Source organism: Prevotella herbatica (genome assembly GCF_017347605.1).
Classification (GTDB): domain Bacteria; phylum Bacteroidota; class Bacteroidia; order Bacteroidales; family Bacteroidaceae; genus Prevotella; species Prevotella herbatica.
In genome coordinates, this window is the sequence record NZ_AP024484.1 from 1,890,520 (window position 1) to 1,905,895 (window position 15,376).

Consider the following 15,376-nt stretch of genomic DNA (forward strand, 5'->3'; position numbering starts at 1 on the left):
TTCATTCTTAAAATGTGTTTATATGGGAAAAATGATACAAATCAAAATGTTCTCGTTACATTAAACTACTTTGTTTTTTAATGTATTTATTAATTTTGCAAAAATAAAAGTTATAATGGCATGAAAAAAATATTTGGTTTATTGTTGTTGATGTTTTCTCTTGTGAATATTCAGCAATCTAATGCACAAGAAAATAAATGGACAGGCTCTTGGGCAACAGCGCCTGAGTTTACAGGAAAGGGTGATATGCCTGCAAACAGTCTTTCGGGGTGTTCTGTCCGAAATATTATACACATATCTTTTGCAGGTTCGCCAATAAGACTAAAACTGTCTAATGAGTTCAGTTCACAACCTGTTGAGATAAATTCTGTATTTATAGCTAATGCTCTTGGCGATAGTTGGCAAACTGATGTTAAAACGTCTCGTTGCTTAAACTTCTCTGGAAAGAAGAAAGTTACTATTCCTGCAGGAAAAACAGTCTGGTCTGATCCTATAAAATATAATCTAAAATCAGGACAGCGTTTAGCTATAACTGTATGTTATGGTGCCCAAACACCAGAAAATGCTACGTCGCATCGCGGTTCACGTACAACATCTTATATTATAAAAGGAATGGCTAATGCAAAGTCTGATTTCGATAATTCTGAAAAAGTAGAACATTGGTATAATATTTCTGCAATAGATGTCATGGCTGATAATGTTCCTGTTGTCGCTGTTTTGGGCAATTCAATTACTGATGGTCGTGGGACAACAACAAACAAGCAGAACAGATGGACGGATTTTATGTCGAATTCCTTGAATGCCGAAAATCCTTATGGAGTTCTTAATCTTGGCATCGGGGGTAACTGCGTACTGCGTGGTGGCATAAGCCAGCCTGCATTGCAGAGATTCGACAGGGATATACTTTCTCAGAATGGTGTCACTAAACTTATAATCTTTGAGGGAACTAATGATATCGGATGCAGTAACGGAAATAGTGAACAAATTGCGGTAGAACTTATTGAGGCTTATAAGACACTCGCAGCAAAAGCAAAGGCGAAAGGTATAAAAGTATATGGTGGAACGATAACACCGTTCAAGGGAAATGGATGGTATAGCCTTTTTCACGAAGCGGCTAGACAGACGGTTAATGAATGGATAAGAAAGAGTAAAGACTTCGATGGAATCGTTGATTTTGATCAATTGGTGCGTGATCCATCAGACGTTCACAAGCTGCGCTCAGAATATTCTTCAGACTGGTTGCATCTTAATCCTTCAGGGTATGAGGTCATGGGGCGTTATGCTGCTGAAATAATAAAAGGAAAATAAATAATATAATAAATGGATACAAATTTGACAAAACAGGAATCTAAAGGATTCTATAAATTAAGCTGGTTGCAGCGTATAGGCTTTGGTTCCGGAGATTTGGCTCAGAATCTTATATACCAGACTATTGGTATGTATTTATTGCTGTTCTATACTAATGTGTTTGGACTAGATCCTGCAACTGTAGCGGTAATGTTCTTGATTGTAAGACTTGTTGATGTTCTGTGGGACCCTTTAGTTGGAACATTTGTAGATAAGCATAGTCCTAAATTGGGCAAATATCGTTCTTATCTTGTATTGGGAGGAATACCACTCTCTGGTTTTGCCATATTATGTTTCTGGAATGGATTTTCTGGTTCATTGATGTATGCTTATATCACTTATGTAGGTATGTCAATGTGCTATACGTTGGTTAATGTACCTTATGGTGCTCTTAATGCGAGTCTAACCCGTGATACAGATGAGATTACAATACTTACTTCTGTCAGAATGTTTATGGCAAATCTCGGTGGGCTTGCCGTGTCTCTTGGCATTCCAATCATTGTGGCCTTTCTTTCTCCTGATGGTCTTACTAATACAAAGAAAGATGGTGGTGCATGGTTTATTACCATGGCTATTTATGCATTGATTGGTATGGTGCTCCTTGTTTTTTGTTTTACTCAGTCACATGAACGTGTCGTTATGGACAAAAAGGAAACAGCGAGTGTAAAGGTTAGTGATCTCTGGGTTGAGTTTGTGCGTAATCGTCCTTTACGAATATTGGCTTTTTTCTATATCACTGCTTTTGCCATGATGGCGATTGGCAACTCTGCAGGAAGTTATTATATGATATATAATGTACAGGGTACACCTACTGAAATGGCTATATTTATGGGATTGGGCTCTGCTCCAGCATTTATATTTATGCCATTGGTTCCTGCCATAAAGCGAGCTATCGGAAAAAGACAGATGTTTTATGTCTTTTTAGGTATCGCAATTTTCGGAATGGGATTGTTGTATGTGGTTTCTGTTATTCCAGCATTGCGCAGTCAAATATGGATCGTATATGTTGCTCAGTTTATCAAGTCTACCGGTGTCATCGTTGCCACAGGCTATATGTGGGCTTTGGTTCCAGAGGTTATTTCTTATGGAGAGTATACAACAGGTCGCCGTATAAGTGGAATTGTTAATGCACTTACTGGTATATTTTATAAAGCAGGTATGGCGCTTGGTGGAGTAGTTCCTGGACTTATTTTGAGCTTTGTTGGTTTTGATAAGTCAAATGCAGTCAGTCAGAGTGCTTTTGCACAGCATGGAATATTGTGGCTTGTATGCATTATACCTGCTATCCTTTTGTTGTTAGCAATCTTTATAATCTCGAAATACGAACTTACAGATGAGGTTATAGACAATATAAATATGGAAATTGAAAAACGTAATAACAAAGACTAGACATCATGAACAAAATTATTCTGGGAGTAGCATTCTTTGCCTTGACTGTTAACGTTTCGGCACAGACAATGAAAGAGACAATAGGAAAACATTTCCTTATTGGTGCTGCTGTGAGCACAAGAAATATCTATAGTCAGGACCCAAAGGTAAAGAGTGCTATAGTTGATAACTTTAACGCTATAGTTGCAGAGAATTGCATGAAAGGTGAGGCTATTCATCCTGAAGAGAACCGTTATTCATGGGGTGATGCTGATGCTACGGTGAAGTTCGCTGAAGATAATAATATGGTCGTTACTGGTCATTGCCTTGTTTGGCATTCTCAAGCCCCTAGGTGGATGTTTAAGGATAACGATGGTAAAACAGTAACTCGTGAAGTATTGATAGATAGACTCTATCATCATATTACAAATGTTGTGAGCCGCTATAAGGGGCGCATAAAAGGGTGGGATGTTGTAAACGAGGCTTTTGAGGATGACGGTAGTTACCGTAAAACTCCATATTATAATATAATAGGTCCGGAGTATTTTGAGTTGGCGTTCAAGTTTGCGCATGAAGCTGATCCTAATGCTGAGCTTTATTATAATGATTATTCAATGTCTAAGCCTGCTAAGCGTGATGCTGTTTGTAGACTTGTACGTGATTTAAAGGCAAAAGGTTGTCGCATCGACGCTGTAGGTATGCAGAGCCATAATGGTATTGATTATCCAAATCTAAATGATTATGAAGCTTCTATAGATTCACTTGCTGCTTGTGGTGTAAAAGTTATGATGACAGAACTTGATATAAACATGCTTCCAAGTCCACAACATTTCGGAGGTGCTGATATAAGTCAGAGATTTAAATACGATAAGACTCTTAATCCTTATGTTAATGGACTTACTAAGAGTGCTCAAAAGCTTTTCAACGAGCGTTATCTAGCTTTTTTCAATATTTACGCTAAGCATAAAGATCAGATAAGTCGTGTTACCCTATGGGGTGTTAGCGATGCTGATAGCTGGCTTAATGGTTGGCCTGTTCCTGGACGTACAAACTATAGCCTACTTATAGACAGGAAATATAAAGTGAAGCCTGTAGTAAAAGATATAATAAAACTTTTTAAATAATGAAATCAAGATATTTATTTCCAAAGGATTATATGGCAGATCCTTCTGCCAATGTTTTCAACGGTCGCCTATATATCTACCCGTCTCATGACTGGGATAGTGGTGAGTGTTTTGATGATGACGGCGGACATTTCCAAATGCAAGACTATCATGTTCTGTCACTTGGTGATGATCCTATGACAGCACCTGTTACAGATCATGGTGTTATACTTGATGTGAAAGACGTGCCTTGGGCTGAAAAGCAGATGTGGGATAATGATGTTGTAGAGAAGAATGGTAAGTATTATCTTATATTCTCCGCTAAGGACTATAACGGAGTCTTTCATTTAGGTGTTGCTGTTTCAGAAACTCCAGAAGGACCGTTTGTGCCTAAAGCTGATCCTATACGTGGTTCATATAGCATAGACCCTTGCGTGTTCAAGGATGAAGACGGTAGTGTATATTGTTATTTTGGTGGTATTTGGGGTGGACAACTTCAATGGTATAAGGATAATAAGGCATTGAAGTGTGAACATCTCCCTGAAGGGAATGAAACTCCATTGCCAAGCCGTGTTGCAAAGATGACAGATGATGTTTTGCAGTTTAGCGAGGCTTCACGACCAGTCCTTATTGTTGATGAAAATGGCAAGCCACTTACAGCAGATAATCCTCATCGTTTCTTTGAGGCTAGTTGGATGCATAAGTATAATGGCAAGTATTATTTTAGTTACAGTACTGGTGATACTCATTATTTATGTTATGCCGTTGGTGATAATCCTTATGGTCCATTTACCTATAAGGGCGTGATACTTGAGCCTGTTGTTGGTTGGACCACACATCATAGTATAGCTGAGTTCAAGGGAAAATGGTATCTGTTTCATCACGATTGTGTTCCTAGCAAAGATACAACATGGTTACGAAGCTTGAAAGTTATTCCGCTTAGTTATGATAAAGATGGAAATATTATCAAAATGAAAAGTGAATAATCAAAATAATTTAAAAATCGGCAATATTCTTGTCGATTTTTTTTATATTTGCAATCAATTATTATTTGTGACAAAACGAATAGTCACTAAAAAGATGCACATTTTATGTTGAAAACACTTTTAAATCTTTGGTGGATACAAAAAAGAAGAACCTTCGACTGGAAGAGAATGGGGTGGTTCTTGTATATCCTGTTAATCATTATTTCTGGTATTATCGGGGCTTACATACAAATACGTAAGGACGGTAATTTTAATATCCACAATGATATAACTCAGAAAATTGCAATTCCGTTGGTCATGACTTTTTCTGTGATGGGCATTCTAATGAAGTTGCTAATGAAGCAGGAAGCTGCTGGAATGGATGATTACCTGAAGTCACGTCCCGTTTTGGAAAGTTCTTGGAATAAGTTCCTTATCATTATGAACCTTGCTGACTATTGGAATTGGGTAAATCCTGTGCTGCTTTTCGGTATTTCGTGTTTCATTATGCCAATAGGATATGCATTTCTTACCTTTTTGCTTGCTTTCTGTGTCAGTATAACAGATGGACTCATGCTTACATGTCTGCGTAAAGCTCAGGGATGGGAGTATAAATTGCCTCTGTTCATAGGACTTCTTGTATATTATATTGTCGCTTCAGTCTTTTATGCTGTGTCTGTTGGACTCAATATTGATATAGCCGCAATTTTCGGCATGATTATTATAACGCTGCTCTTCTTATTCGTCCTGTATAAGTATATGTGTAGCATAAAACACTATAATGAGCAGAAAACTCATACTTCGAAAGTGCGTAGTCTAGGTGATATATCGCTATTCAGTATGGAATATATAAGTGTGTTTCGTTCAAAGCGTCTTCGTCAGGCGATGATATTTATTCCTATAGTATTCTTATTTCAGGTATATACTCAGGCACTGTCACTTCACAGCCATGAAGGTATTGGTGTTGGTGGATTATCTATAATTGTGATGTTCGCTATGGCATTCCCATCAATGTTGCTTGGACAGTGGGTATTTGGTGTTGAGGGTAATTTCTTCCATGGTATCATGACAAAGCCTATGTCTATTTATGAGATGTTATGTACAAAGTATTATTTTCTTATGCTTATCAATCTTGTGATGATTATACCTTATATTCCAGGCCTTTTCTTGGGTTATTGGGGAATAGACCTTCTCGTAGCAACGTTTTTCTTCTGTGCTATCGTTAACATTATCATGATGCCAACGTGTCTTTTCTCAAAACGTATAGATCTGTTTTCTTCGGCGTTCTTCAACTATCAGGGTGCTAATATGGCAATAAATCTCTATGGTTTTGTAATATTGATACCTATGGGCATTTATGGCGCGCTTATGCTTTGTATTGATAATACTTATATAGCTGAGTCTATCGTGGCCTCACTTGGAATAATAGCTCTGCTTTTGCATAGAATAGTTCTCAAGTCGCTAGCCAATCGCTTCATGAGTATAAGATATAAGAGAATGGAGACATTCTGCAAATAACGAATATAATTTAAATCAAAACGAATATGGAAATAAAGATCGAAAATCTTATAAAGATATATGGTGATAAGACAGTAGTGGATATACCTCAACTTTCTCTTGGTTCAGGTGAACTAATTGGATTGGTGGGAAATAATGGTGCAGGAAAAACTACTTTGATGCGCCTTATTCTGGATCTTATCAAGGCAGACGAAGGCTGTGTTTATAGTAATGGTTTGAAGGTTAATGAAACAGAGGAGTGGAAACAATATACAGGTTCGTTTATTGACGGGCGTTTTTTGATAGATTTCTATACCCCAGAGGAATATTTCACATTCATAGGAAAAGTTTACAATATTCCTACTGAAACAATTAATCAACGACTTGAAAATTATTCATCACTGATGCATGATGAAATCTTAGGCACAAAGAAGTATATTCGTGATTTTTCAGAGGGTAATCGTCAGAAGATAGGTATTATTGGTGCCATGATCATTAATCCCGAGGTGCTTCTTCTTGACGAACCATTTAATTATCTAGACCCTTCTTCACAGATAAATATTGCAAAGATGATACAGACTGCATGTCATCAATTTGGCATGACCGTTATATTGTCTAGTCACAATCTTAATTTCGTGTCTGATATATCAACAAGAATATTGTTGCTGGAAAAAGGACAAGTAATTAAGGATTTGAAGAATGAAGAGGGTAGTGCAATGAAAGAATTAGAAGAGTATTTCGGAGCATAATGTGCCCCGAAATACCTTTCCAAATTTATTGATGTAGTAGATTAAGCTTATGTTGAGGTTTCAACACATCGCTTACTTTCTCGGTATATCCTTTTATGTTAAGTGTAGCCTGTCCTTTGATATCTTCAACGTTAGCGCCTACTTTAAACGTATAAACTCCTGTATCAACTTTCCATTGACTTTCCGCTTCATCAAAGCTAGCAAGGTCACGTTTGTTGATAGTCATCTTCAAAGTTTGGCTTTGTCCAGCTTTAAGCATGTCGGTTTTAGCATAAGCTTTTAACTCTTTTGCTGGTTTTTCATAGCTACCTTTTGCTGCTGTGACATAAACCTGAGCAACTTCCTTACCGGCAACCTTTCCGGTGTTCTTTATGCTTACAGACACTTCAATCTTGTCTCCATGTTCCTTTACTGTAGGTTTGCCATATTCAAAAGTTGTATAGCTAAGTCCGTAACCGAAAGGATAAGCCACCTGCTTGCCAAATGTGTCGAAATATCTGTAACCTACGTATATATCCTCTTCGTGGTTTGTATAGTCAACTCCCTTCATTTGTCCGCTTGCAATTTTGTCTGTAAGGTTATAATAGTCTGGATTCTGCGGAAAATTCTTTGTTGAAGGTACGTCAGCTACGCTTATCGGCCATGTCATCGTTAAGTGTCCAGAAGGATTAGCCTTACCTGTCAGAACATCAGCTACGCTGTTTCCTCCTTCTTCTCCAGGTTGCCAAGCTACAAGAATAGCATCAGCACGATCACGCCAAGAAGTCGTTTCCATCACACTTCCCGAGTTAATGATAACGATAACAGGTTTTCCTGCTGCGTGAAAAGCATCACTTACTCTAGAAATCATACTCTTTTCGTTATCCGTAAGATTGAATTCACCTTCAATCTGTCTGTCAATGCCTTCGCCTGCTTGTCTGGCAATGGTAATAATAGCAGCGTCGGCACCTTTTATTTCGTGCTCAATGCATCGTTTTGTAATTTCAATCTCGTCAAGTTTAGGCTGCCCCTGATCAAGGAACCACATTTCTGGGTTTTTGTCAGCTTTCAGTTTTGCTGTCGCATATTTCACGTAGTTCTGATAAATCTCAGTAAGTTGTGGTGTTGTACCTATTCCTGCATTTTTAAGCCCGTTAAGCATATCCACAACATAAGGTACGTTGACGCATCCTGAACCAAGACCACCGCTGAAAAAATCATAAGAGTTTACACCGAAAAGAGCAACGTTCTTGATATTTTTAAGAGGCAATGTGTGCCCATCATTCTTCAGCAATACCATTCCTTCTGTTGAGGCTTGGCGAGTAATCTGTGCATGAGCTTCAAGATCGGGCTTGTTAGAGTATTTATAGCCATTGAATCTAGGTGTCTTGACAATATATTCCAGCATGTTTTTCACACATAGGTCTACATCATTGATGTCAAGTTTGCCAGCTTTAACAGCATTTACAATATCTTCCACCTGTGCAGGATAACCAGGCATCATAAGGTCGTTGCCAGCAGCTACCTCACTTTCTATTGGCAGGTCTTTGCGCTTTCCAATCCAATCAGTCATAACAATGCCTTTAAATCCCCAGTCATTGCGCAGAACATTGGTAAGTAATCCCTTGTTTCCTTGTGCGTATAAACCGTTAATCTTGTTGTATGACGACATAACTGTCCATGGATTGCTATTGCGCACCATTATTTCAAAGCCTTTTAGATAAAGTTCACGCAGCGCACGTTGAGAAACTCTTTCATCAACACGCGTACGATCACTCTCTTGGGAGTTGACAGCGAAGTGTTTTGCGCTCACGCCTATGCCTTGACTCTGTATTCCATTAACCATAGCAGTACCAATAGTACCAGTCACGATAGGATCTTCACTATAGTATTCAAAGTTACGTCCACAGAGAGGACTTCTTTGTAAGTTCATTCCTGGACCAAGAATAACGTCTACTCCATATTCCAGAGCCTCGTTACCCATGGCTCTACCAACATTATATACAAGTGAAGTATTCCAAGTTGAAGCTAGACAAGTACCAACCGGAAATCCTGTAGCATAGAAAGTTTGAGTAGTACCTCCGCGGTGTGAGTCGATGTGGACTCCAGCTGGTCCATCAGCAACAACTGTTGCAGGAATGCCAAGTCTTGGAATGGCAACAGTAATTCCTGCAGCTCCTGCTACAATTTTCTTTTGGTGTCCAAGCATGGAACCTGATCCAACGAAGCCATCGTTGCCTCCACCTACGAGAAGTTGAGCTTTTTCTTCAAGAGTCATAGCCTTAATCACGCTGTCAATGTTCTTAGCATTGAGTTGAGGTGCATTTTGTGCAATCATTGTCGTTGATAATAATAAGGCTGTGCAGCCTATAATGATTTTTTTCATTTTAAGGTATTTTGTTGTTTAGCAGTGCAAATATAGTATTATTTATTTCATATACCAAATTTGAATATGCTATTTGTTAGTATTTATAACCAATGATACATATATTATTAACAGATGTAGCATGTTTGATAGTATATGCGTTAACATACTGACAGACAAAGCAATGAATAGTATTTTTAGATAGTATATATATCTTGCAAAAACGAGCTGTTTCTGATTTATAATATGGTGTTGTTAAATGTTTACAATATTTTTATTGGTATTATTGAATATTTTGCTTATATTTGCAAACTAACAATGAGAAATACATATTAAAAATGATTTACTTATTGATTAACGACTAAACTAATTGTAATAATATGGAACAAAATTTTGATTCAAACGAGCATGTAGTTGAACAGACCACAGAACATGAAAATTCACAAGAGCATGTAATCGTAAAACCAGCTAATAATCTTGTGTTAGCTATTTTAACAACAATATGCTGTTGCCTTCCTTTTGGTATTGTAGCCATAATAAAGGCAAGTCAGGTAAATAATCTTTTTATACTGAAACAATATGCGGCTGCGCAGGCTTCTGCTGATGAGGCTAAAAAGTGGAGCTATATTGGTATAGCTACAGGATTGGTCGTATCTATAATATATTTATTGTTTAACCTTGCATGTCATTCTCTAACGAGATAATCATTACTTTGATAATATATTGAGAAATCTTGGCATCGTAATAATCATTTTGGCTGTAGTTTTATTGGGACTTTATTTTCTCAATCCTTGCAGCTATTGGTTTATGCCAAAATGCCCTTTTAAGTTGATTACGGGGCTTAGTTGTCCTGGTTGTGGAATACAGCGTTTTATCTATTCGATGCTTCATGGACATTGGCACGAGGCGATAGCTTATAATTACTATTTGGCATATTCATTGCCCTATGCGTCCCTATTTGCCATTGCATGGATAATGCCACAAGGAAAGGCGAAGGAAAGACTTTCTGATATTATTGAAAACAGATATGTCGTATGGTTTTATATCATAACATTCTTCCTATGGCTTATAATTAGGAATATTCTAAAAATATAATATTATAACAATATAACAAATGGAAGCAGACCAAAAAACTCAGTTGATGGCACTCTATAGCAATAGATTTCCAGTAACTGCCATTAATGAAGTTAACGATAAGTTAGATAACTTGGATTACAGCTTTGCCTGTGCATATCTAGCTCAGATGAAGGATCCAACTATAGCTTTGATTTTATCTATTCTTGTTGGTGCCTATGGGGTAGACAGAATATATGTAGGTGATGTAGGACTAGGAATATTAAAGCTCTTGACATGTGGAGGATTAGGTATCTGGTGGATTGTAGATTTGTTCTATATCAGTGACCTTACAAGGACAAAAAATTATGAAACTCTGATGATGATGTAATTTCTTTGACCAATCTGACAAAAAATCTGATAAGTTCAAACAACTTATTTAATAGCAACCTTTTCTGGCTAAGGGCACAACTCTTAACCAGAAAAAGTTTTTTAATGCCATAACTTTCTTATTTGCGGGGTGGGTGACATTAACGGGATAAAAATGTTTGAGTCTAGATTCCTTTGTGGTAATTTAATTTTTGTACATTTTGGCTGTCTTCTCTGCATTTTTTAGTGTTTTTAGCTACGTAGCTACGGCATCTCTTGCAATGCCTATAAACACTGGGAAAAACGATACGTAGCTAGGTCAATTTAGCTTCGATGAGCTACGTCTTAGCTACGTTACTATTTCTGTGCATATATAATGTACGTACACACACGCGCACACTTAGGGTTTTGAAAAACATAAGTGTCGAAGTGTCAACATAATGAATATCACTATTTTATCGACGAATTTGATTAAATAAAGTGACGGTGATTTGACGGTCAAATATCGGATTTTACATGCGTTTCTATATAGAAACACAACTAGTTCCATATAGAAATGCAAACGTTCCTACGATGTTTCGCCTCCTATTACTTCGTAAAACGCAATGCAATATAACGTAAAACGCAATGCAAAACATCGCAAAACGCCTCGTAATTCTTCGTAAAACGCAATGCGAAATGAAGAAAAACCTCCCTCATATTTTACCGACAAATAGCCGACACTTAATACCACTTGAAAAGTATTCTAACAAATTGAGGCTCAATGGATAGACACTTCGACACTTGTTTTTACGAAAAACCCAGAGTATGCGCATACGTGCGCACGTGTATTATGATGTATAGCACCCAGTAGTTTAAACTTTGGCTAACAGGCTAACCTAAATCTGATTGCATGGACAAAATTTTTGCTGTATCTTTGCCGAGAATTCAGCGGAATTCAGCAGAATATTTAAACAAGCTTGATAATTCTGCTTTCGTTTACAGCATCAATTTAAACATCCTCAGTTCTTCTGCTGCAGCTGACGTTTCTTTGACAAATTCACTCATAGAATACATTTCATCGTTAAAACAGCACAAGTAGACGTAGCTAGAACGTAGCTTGCCGTAGCTAAATTCTATAAGCTACGTTTCGTTACCCTTCTGTTTATAGGCTTTGCGAGAGATGCCGTAGCTTCGTAGCTAAATAAAACAAAAACGCAGGGAAGACACCCTTACTCTTGCATTAAGAGTCACTAAAATAGTAATTAAATGCTAACTTTTTGACTCATAATGAAGTTCATCTTGTTTCTGCGGTCAAAAGAGAAAGTTCCGCTGTTGTGCTCAAGATAATCAAAAAGTTTGTAGGCTTTGTCAAGAAGTAGATCTGATTCAGGCTTTGAATACATGCGTGCCTCACTGTAACATAGTTCAGCAAGCATCTCAATCTTGCCAATTCTGTGTTCTTCATCAACTCCAGCAAGAGCATCAAGTGCTTCGTCTACTGTTGCAGTATGATAAAAAGTATAAGGACCAACGTATTTATCGTAAAGAGTTTGTATCTCCTTGCGTCTAGCTTCAATTTCTGGTTTCTCCAACATTCTCTCAAGTGCTGCCATAAACTCTTGTATAAGGCGCATGATGTAATCTCTTTCTAACATAGATAATATTAATTTTAATTTTGTTTTCGGCTGCAAATATATGAAATATATTTTTGGTAATTCACTCCTTATTCGTATTTTTGCATTTGAAATTCGAATTTTAAGTTTATTATATTTTATGGCAAAGAAAGCTTTATTGATGATTCTCGATGGATGGGGAATCGGCAAACATGGTAAGGGTGACGTTATTTATAATACCCCAACTCCTTATCTTGATTATCTTACAGCAGTTTCTGCACACTCTCAGCTACAGACTTCAGGTGAAGATGTTGGTCTGCCAGAGGGACAGATGGGTAACTCTGAAGTAGGTCACCTTAATATTGGCGCAGGTCGTATTGTTTATCAGGATCTTGTTAAGATTAACAAGGCTTGTCAAAGTGGTGACATTCTAAAGAATAAAGAAATTATAAACGCATATAGCTACGCACAGAAGACAGGTAAGAAGCTTCATTTGATGGGTCTTACTAGTTCTGGTGGTGTACACTCTTCTCTTGATCATCTTTATAAGTTGATAGAGATTGGCAAGGAATACAATCTGAAAGATGTATATGTTCACTGTTTTATGGATGGTCGCGATACTGATCCAAAGAGCGGTAAAGGATTTATTGAGCAGGTTGATAATTGTTGTAAAAACAATGGCGCTCACATCGCAAGTGTTATTGGTCGTTTTTATGCTATGGACCGTGATAAGCGTTGGAACCGTGTTAAAGAGGCTTATGACTTGCTAGTAAAAGGTGAGGGTAAGCAGTCTGACGATATGGTTAAGGCTATGCAGGAAAGTTATGACGAGGGCGTAACTGACGAGTTTATCAAGGCTATCAATAACTCTAAGGTTGACGGAACTATCAGCGATGGTGATGTTGTTATCTTCATCAACTACCGTAACGACCGTGCAAAGGAATTAACACAGGTTCTTACTCAGCAGGATATGCCTGAAGAGGGTATGCAGACCGTAAAGAACTTGCAGTATTATTGCATGACTCCTTATGATTCAAGTTTCAAGGGTGTTCACATTTTATTCCCTAAGGAAAATGTTGAGGATACTCTTGGTGAATATCTTTCTAAAAGCGGTAAGAAGCAACTTCACACAGCAGAGACTGAAAAGTATGCTCATGTAACATTCTTCTTTAATGGTGGTCGCGAGACTCCATACGAGGGTGAGGACAGAATCTTGGTTCCTTCTCCAAAGGTTGCTACTTATGACTTGAAGCCAGAGATGAGTGCTTTTGAAGTTAAGGATAAATTGGTTGCTGCTATCAATGAGAGCAAGTATGACTTTATTGTTGTAAACTTCGCAAATGGTGATATGGTAGGCCACACTGGTATATACAATGCAATTGCTAAGGCTGTATGGGCGGTAGACAACTGTGTGAAAGAGGTTGTTGAGGCTGCAAAGGCTAATGACTATGAGGCTGTGATTATCGCAGACCATGGTAATGCTGATAATGCGATAAACGAGGATGGTACTCCAAACACAGCGCACTCTCTGAACCCAGTTCCTTTCATTTATGTTACAGATAATAATTCTGCAACTGTAAAGGACGGTCGTCTTGCGGATGTTGCTCCTTCTCTTCTTCATATAATGGGAATGGAACAGCCTTCAGATATGACTGGTGAAAATCTTATTTCTGACAATAAGTAATTGTTATTATGGATGTAAAGATTGAAGAAAGTTGGAGAAAGTATCTTGGTGAAGAGTTTGACAAGCAGTATTTTGTTAATCTCACATCAATGGTACGTGATGAATATCTGCATGGAGAATGTTATCCTCCTGGACATTTGATATTCAATGCCTTCAATCTTTGCCCATTCGATAAAGTGAAGGTGGTGATAATAGGTCAGGATCCATATCATGAACCTGGTCAGGCTATGGGATTGAGCTTTTCTGTTCCTGATGGCGTTGTTATGCCACCTTCACTTATTAATATTTTTAAGGAGATCCAGATGGACCTAGGAAAGCCTATGCCGAAAACTGGAGATCTGACAAGATGGGTGGACCAAGGAGTGTTGCTGCTTAATGCAACGCTGACTGTAAAAGCTCACATGGCGAATAGTCATCAGCGACTTGGCTGGACGGAATTTACTGATGCGGCTATAAAGGCTCTTAGCGACAATCGTGAAGGATTGGTGTTTATGCTTTGGGGTGGTTTTGCTCGTGGAAAGAAATATCTTATTGATAATAGCAAACATTTTGTATTGGAATGTGTGCATCCGTCTCCACTATCAGCCAATCGTGGTGGATGGTTTGGTAACCATCAGTTTTCAAAATGTAATGAATATCTAGTAAGTAGGGGAGAGACTCCTGTGGAATGGTGATATTCGCAAATATTCGGATAACGGTTTAAATCTATGGATGATTTACATATAGTTCAGGTGGGAAACGTATTGGTTTCTCCCGATATATTCACAGAAAATTTTTGTTGTGATCTTGATAAGTGTAAAGGTCAATGCTGTGTTGAAGGAGATGCTGGTGCCCCAGTTACTCTTGATGAGATAGGGGGGATTGAGGATTCGCTAGACACAGTGTGGAAAGACATGAGCGCATCTGCCCAAGCTATTGTGGACAAGCAAGGAGTTGCGTATGTTGACCAGGAAGGAGACTTGGTGACGAGTATCGTAAATGGAAAGGATTGTGTTTTTACTTGCTATGAGAACGGGTGCTGTTTATGTGCATTAGAAAGAGCTTATCGTGCTAAAAAAACAGATTTTGTGAAGCCTATATCGTGTGCACTTTATCCTATAAGGGTTAAGGAGTTTAAAAATGGCACTGTAGGAATAAATTATAACCGTTGGGATGTGTGCAAGGATGCTGTGGTAAAAGGTAGAGAACTTAATCTTCCTGTTTACAAGTTTCTTGAAGGACCTCTTACACGTCGTTTTGGTGCAGAATGGTATGCCGAATTATGTGAGGTGGCGGAACAATTGAAAAAGATGTAGCTGACAA

Annotated in this window: 15 protein-coding genes; 13 read left to right on the forward strand and 2 right to left on the reverse strand. The window is 38.0% G+C overall.

Annotated elements, in window-relative coordinates:
- The first annotated feature begins 120 nt into the window (after positions 1–120).
- From prwr041_RS06950 to prwr041_RS06975, 6 genes are all read left to right on the forward strand, one after another.
- Positions 121–1,308 carry an SGNH/GDSL hydrolase family protein gene (locus prwr041_RS06950; RefSeq protein ID WP_207153112.1) on the forward strand — a complete coding sequence of 396 codons (1,188 nt, stop codon included), beginning with the start codon at positions 121–123 and terminating at the stop codon, positions 1,306–1,308.
- Positions 1,309–1,320: 12 nt separating this feature from the next.
- Positions 1,321–2,736 (forward strand): MFS transporter, encoded by a 1,416-nt coding sequence (locus tag prwr041_RS06955; RefSeq protein ID WP_207153113.1) that lies wholly within the window; start codon positions 1,321–1,323, stop codon positions 2,734–2,736.
- Positions 2,737–2,741: 5 nt separating this feature from the next.
- A complete protein-coding gene (locus tag prwr041_RS06960; protein WP_207153114.1) occupies positions 2,742–3,839 on the forward strand; it encodes an endo-1,4-beta-xylanase in 1,098 nt (365 codons plus the stop codon).
- A complete protein-coding gene (locus prwr041_RS06965) occupies positions 3,839–4,804 on the forward strand; it encodes a glycoside hydrolase family 43 protein (RefSeq protein ID WP_207153115.1) in 966 nt (321 codons plus the stop codon). Before prwr041_RS06960 ends, prwr041_RS06965 begins: the two co-directional genes overlap by 1 nt.
- 105 nt (positions 4,805–4,909) lie before the next feature.
- Positions 4,910–6,301 (forward strand): DUF5687 family protein, encoded by a 1,392-nt coding sequence (locus prwr041_RS06970; RefSeq protein WP_207153116.1) that lies wholly within the window; start codon positions 4,910–4,912, stop codon positions 6,299–6,301.
- 26 nt (positions 6,302–6,327) lie between these two features.
- A complete protein-coding gene (locus tag prwr041_RS06975; RefSeq protein ID WP_207153117.1) occupies positions 6,328–7,029 on the forward strand; it encodes an ABC transporter ATP-binding protein in 702 nt (233 codons plus the stop codon).
- A gap of 25 nt (positions 7,030–7,054) precedes the next feature.
- Here the strand turns inward: prwr041_RS06975 and prwr041_RS06980 are convergent, their stop codons facing one another.
- Complete coding sequence (locus prwr041_RS06980) at positions 7,055–9,394, reverse strand: glycoside hydrolase family 3 C-terminal domain-containing protein (protein WP_207153118.1); 2,340 nt, start codon at positions 9,392–9,394, stop codon at positions 7,055–7,057.
- A gap of 359 nt (positions 9,395–9,753) precedes the next feature.
- Here prwr041_RS06980 and prwr041_RS06985 point away from each other — a divergent pair, with 359 nt between their 5' ends.
- From prwr041_RS06985 to prwr041_RS07000, 4 genes are all read left to right on the forward strand, one after another.
- Entirely contained in the window at positions 9,754–10,077 is a 324-nt protein-coding gene (locus tag prwr041_RS06985; RefSeq protein ID WP_207153119.1) for a CD225/dispanin family protein, read from the forward strand.
- Positions 10,078–10,126: 49 nt separating this feature from the next.
- Complete coding sequence (locus prwr041_RS06990; protein WP_237072170.1) at positions 10,127–10,468, forward strand: DUF2752 domain-containing protein; 342 nt, start codon at positions 10,127–10,129, stop codon at positions 10,466–10,468.
- 19 nt (positions 10,469–10,487) lie between these two features.
- Positions 10,488–10,817: a TM2 domain-containing protein gene (locus tag prwr041_RS06995; protein ID WP_207153120.1), complete on the forward strand. Its 330-nt coding sequence runs from the start codon at positions 10,488–10,490 to the stop codon at positions 10,815–10,817.
- Between the two features lie 870 nt (positions 10,818–11,687).
- Positions 11,688–11,876, forward strand: coding sequence for a hypothetical protein (locus prwr041_RS07000; protein ID WP_207153121.1), 189 nt, complete (start codon positions 11,688–11,690; stop codon positions 11,874–11,876).
- A gap of 163 nt (positions 11,877–12,039) precedes the next feature.
- Here prwr041_RS07000 and prwr041_RS07005 read toward each other — a convergent pair whose 3' ends face one another.
- On the reverse strand, positions 12,040–12,432 hold the full coding sequence (locus tag prwr041_RS07005) for a hypothetical protein (RefSeq protein WP_207153122.1): 393 nt from the start codon (positions 12,430–12,432) through the stop codon (positions 12,040–12,042).
- 118 nt (positions 12,433–12,550) lie between these two features.
- Here prwr041_RS07005 and gpmI point away from each other — a divergent pair, with 118 nt between their 5' ends.
- The 3 genes from gpmI to prwr041_RS07020 are packed head-to-tail and all read left to right on the forward strand — an operon-like array spanning position 12,551 to position 15,369.
- Positions 12,551–14,074 (forward strand): 2,3-bisphosphoglycerate-independent phosphoglycerate mutase, encoded by a 1,524-nt coding sequence (gene gpmI, locus prwr041_RS07010; RefSeq protein ID WP_207153123.1) that lies wholly within the window; start codon positions 12,551–12,553, stop codon positions 14,072–14,074.
- 8 nt (positions 14,075–14,082) lie between these two features.
- Positions 14,083–14,748: a uracil-DNA glycosylase gene (ung, locus tag prwr041_RS07015; protein ID WP_207153124.1), complete on the forward strand. Its 666-nt coding sequence runs from the start codon at positions 14,083–14,085 to the stop codon at positions 14,746–14,748.
- Positions 14,749–14,781: 33 nt separating this feature from the next.
- Complete coding sequence (locus prwr041_RS07020; protein ID WP_207153125.1) at positions 14,782–15,369, forward strand: DUF3109 family protein; 588 nt, start codon at positions 14,782–14,784, stop codon at positions 15,367–15,369.
- Positions 15,370–15,376: the final 7 nt, after the last annotated feature.

Bases quoted from the DNA above. Each gene is read 5' to 3' on its own strand.
- prwr041_RS06950 (WP_207153112.1), top strand. From the start codon at position 121: ATGAAAAAAATATTTGGTTTATTGTTGTTGATGTTTTCTCTTGTGAAT.
- prwr041_RS06955 (WP_207153113.1), top strand. From the start codon at position 1,321: ATGGATACAAATTTGACAAAACAGGAATCTAAAGGATTCTATAAATTA.
- prwr041_RS06960 (WP_207153114.1), top strand. From the start codon at position 2,742: ATGAACAAAATTATTCTGGGAGTAGCATTCTTTGCCTTGACTGTTAAC.
- prwr041_RS06965 (WP_207153115.1), top strand. From the start codon at position 3,839: ATGAAATCAAGATATTTATTTCCAAAGGATTATATGGCAGATCCTTCT.
- prwr041_RS06970 (WP_207153116.1), top strand. From the start codon at position 4,910: ATGTTGAAAACACTTTTAAATCTTTGGTGGATACAAAAAAGAAGAACC.
- prwr041_RS06975 (WP_207153117.1), top strand. From the start codon at position 6,328: ATGGAAATAAAGATCGAAAATCTTATAAAGATATATGGTGATAAGACA.
- prwr041_RS06980 (WP_207153118.1), bottom strand. From the start codon at position 9,394: ATGAAAAAAATCATTATAGGCTGCACAGCCTTATTATTATCAACGACA.
- prwr041_RS06985 (WP_207153119.1), top strand. From the start codon at position 9,754: ATGGAACAAAATTTTGATTCAAACGAGCATGTAGTTGAACAGACCACA.
- prwr041_RS06995 (WP_207153120.1), top strand. From the start codon at position 10,488: ATGGAAGCAGACCAAAAAACTCAGTTGATGGCACTCTATAGCAATAGA.
- prwr041_RS07000 (WP_207153121.1), top strand. From the start codon at position 11,688: ATGGACAAAATTTTTGCTGTATCTTTGCCGAGAATTCAGCGGAATTCA.
- prwr041_RS07005 (WP_207153122.1), bottom strand. From the start codon at position 12,432: ATGTTAGAAAGAGATTACATCATGCGCCTTATACAAGAGTTTATGGCA.
- gpmI (WP_207153123.1), top strand. From the start codon at position 12,551: ATGGCAAAGAAAGCTTTATTGATGATTCTCGATGGATGGGGAATCGGC.
- ung (WP_207153124.1), top strand. From the start codon at position 14,083: ATGGATGTAAAGATTGAAGAAAGTTGGAGAAAGTATCTTGGTGAAGAG.
- prwr041_RS07020 (WP_207153125.1), top strand. From the start codon at position 14,782: ATGGATGATTTACATATAGTTCAGGTGGGAAACGTATTGGTTTCTCCC.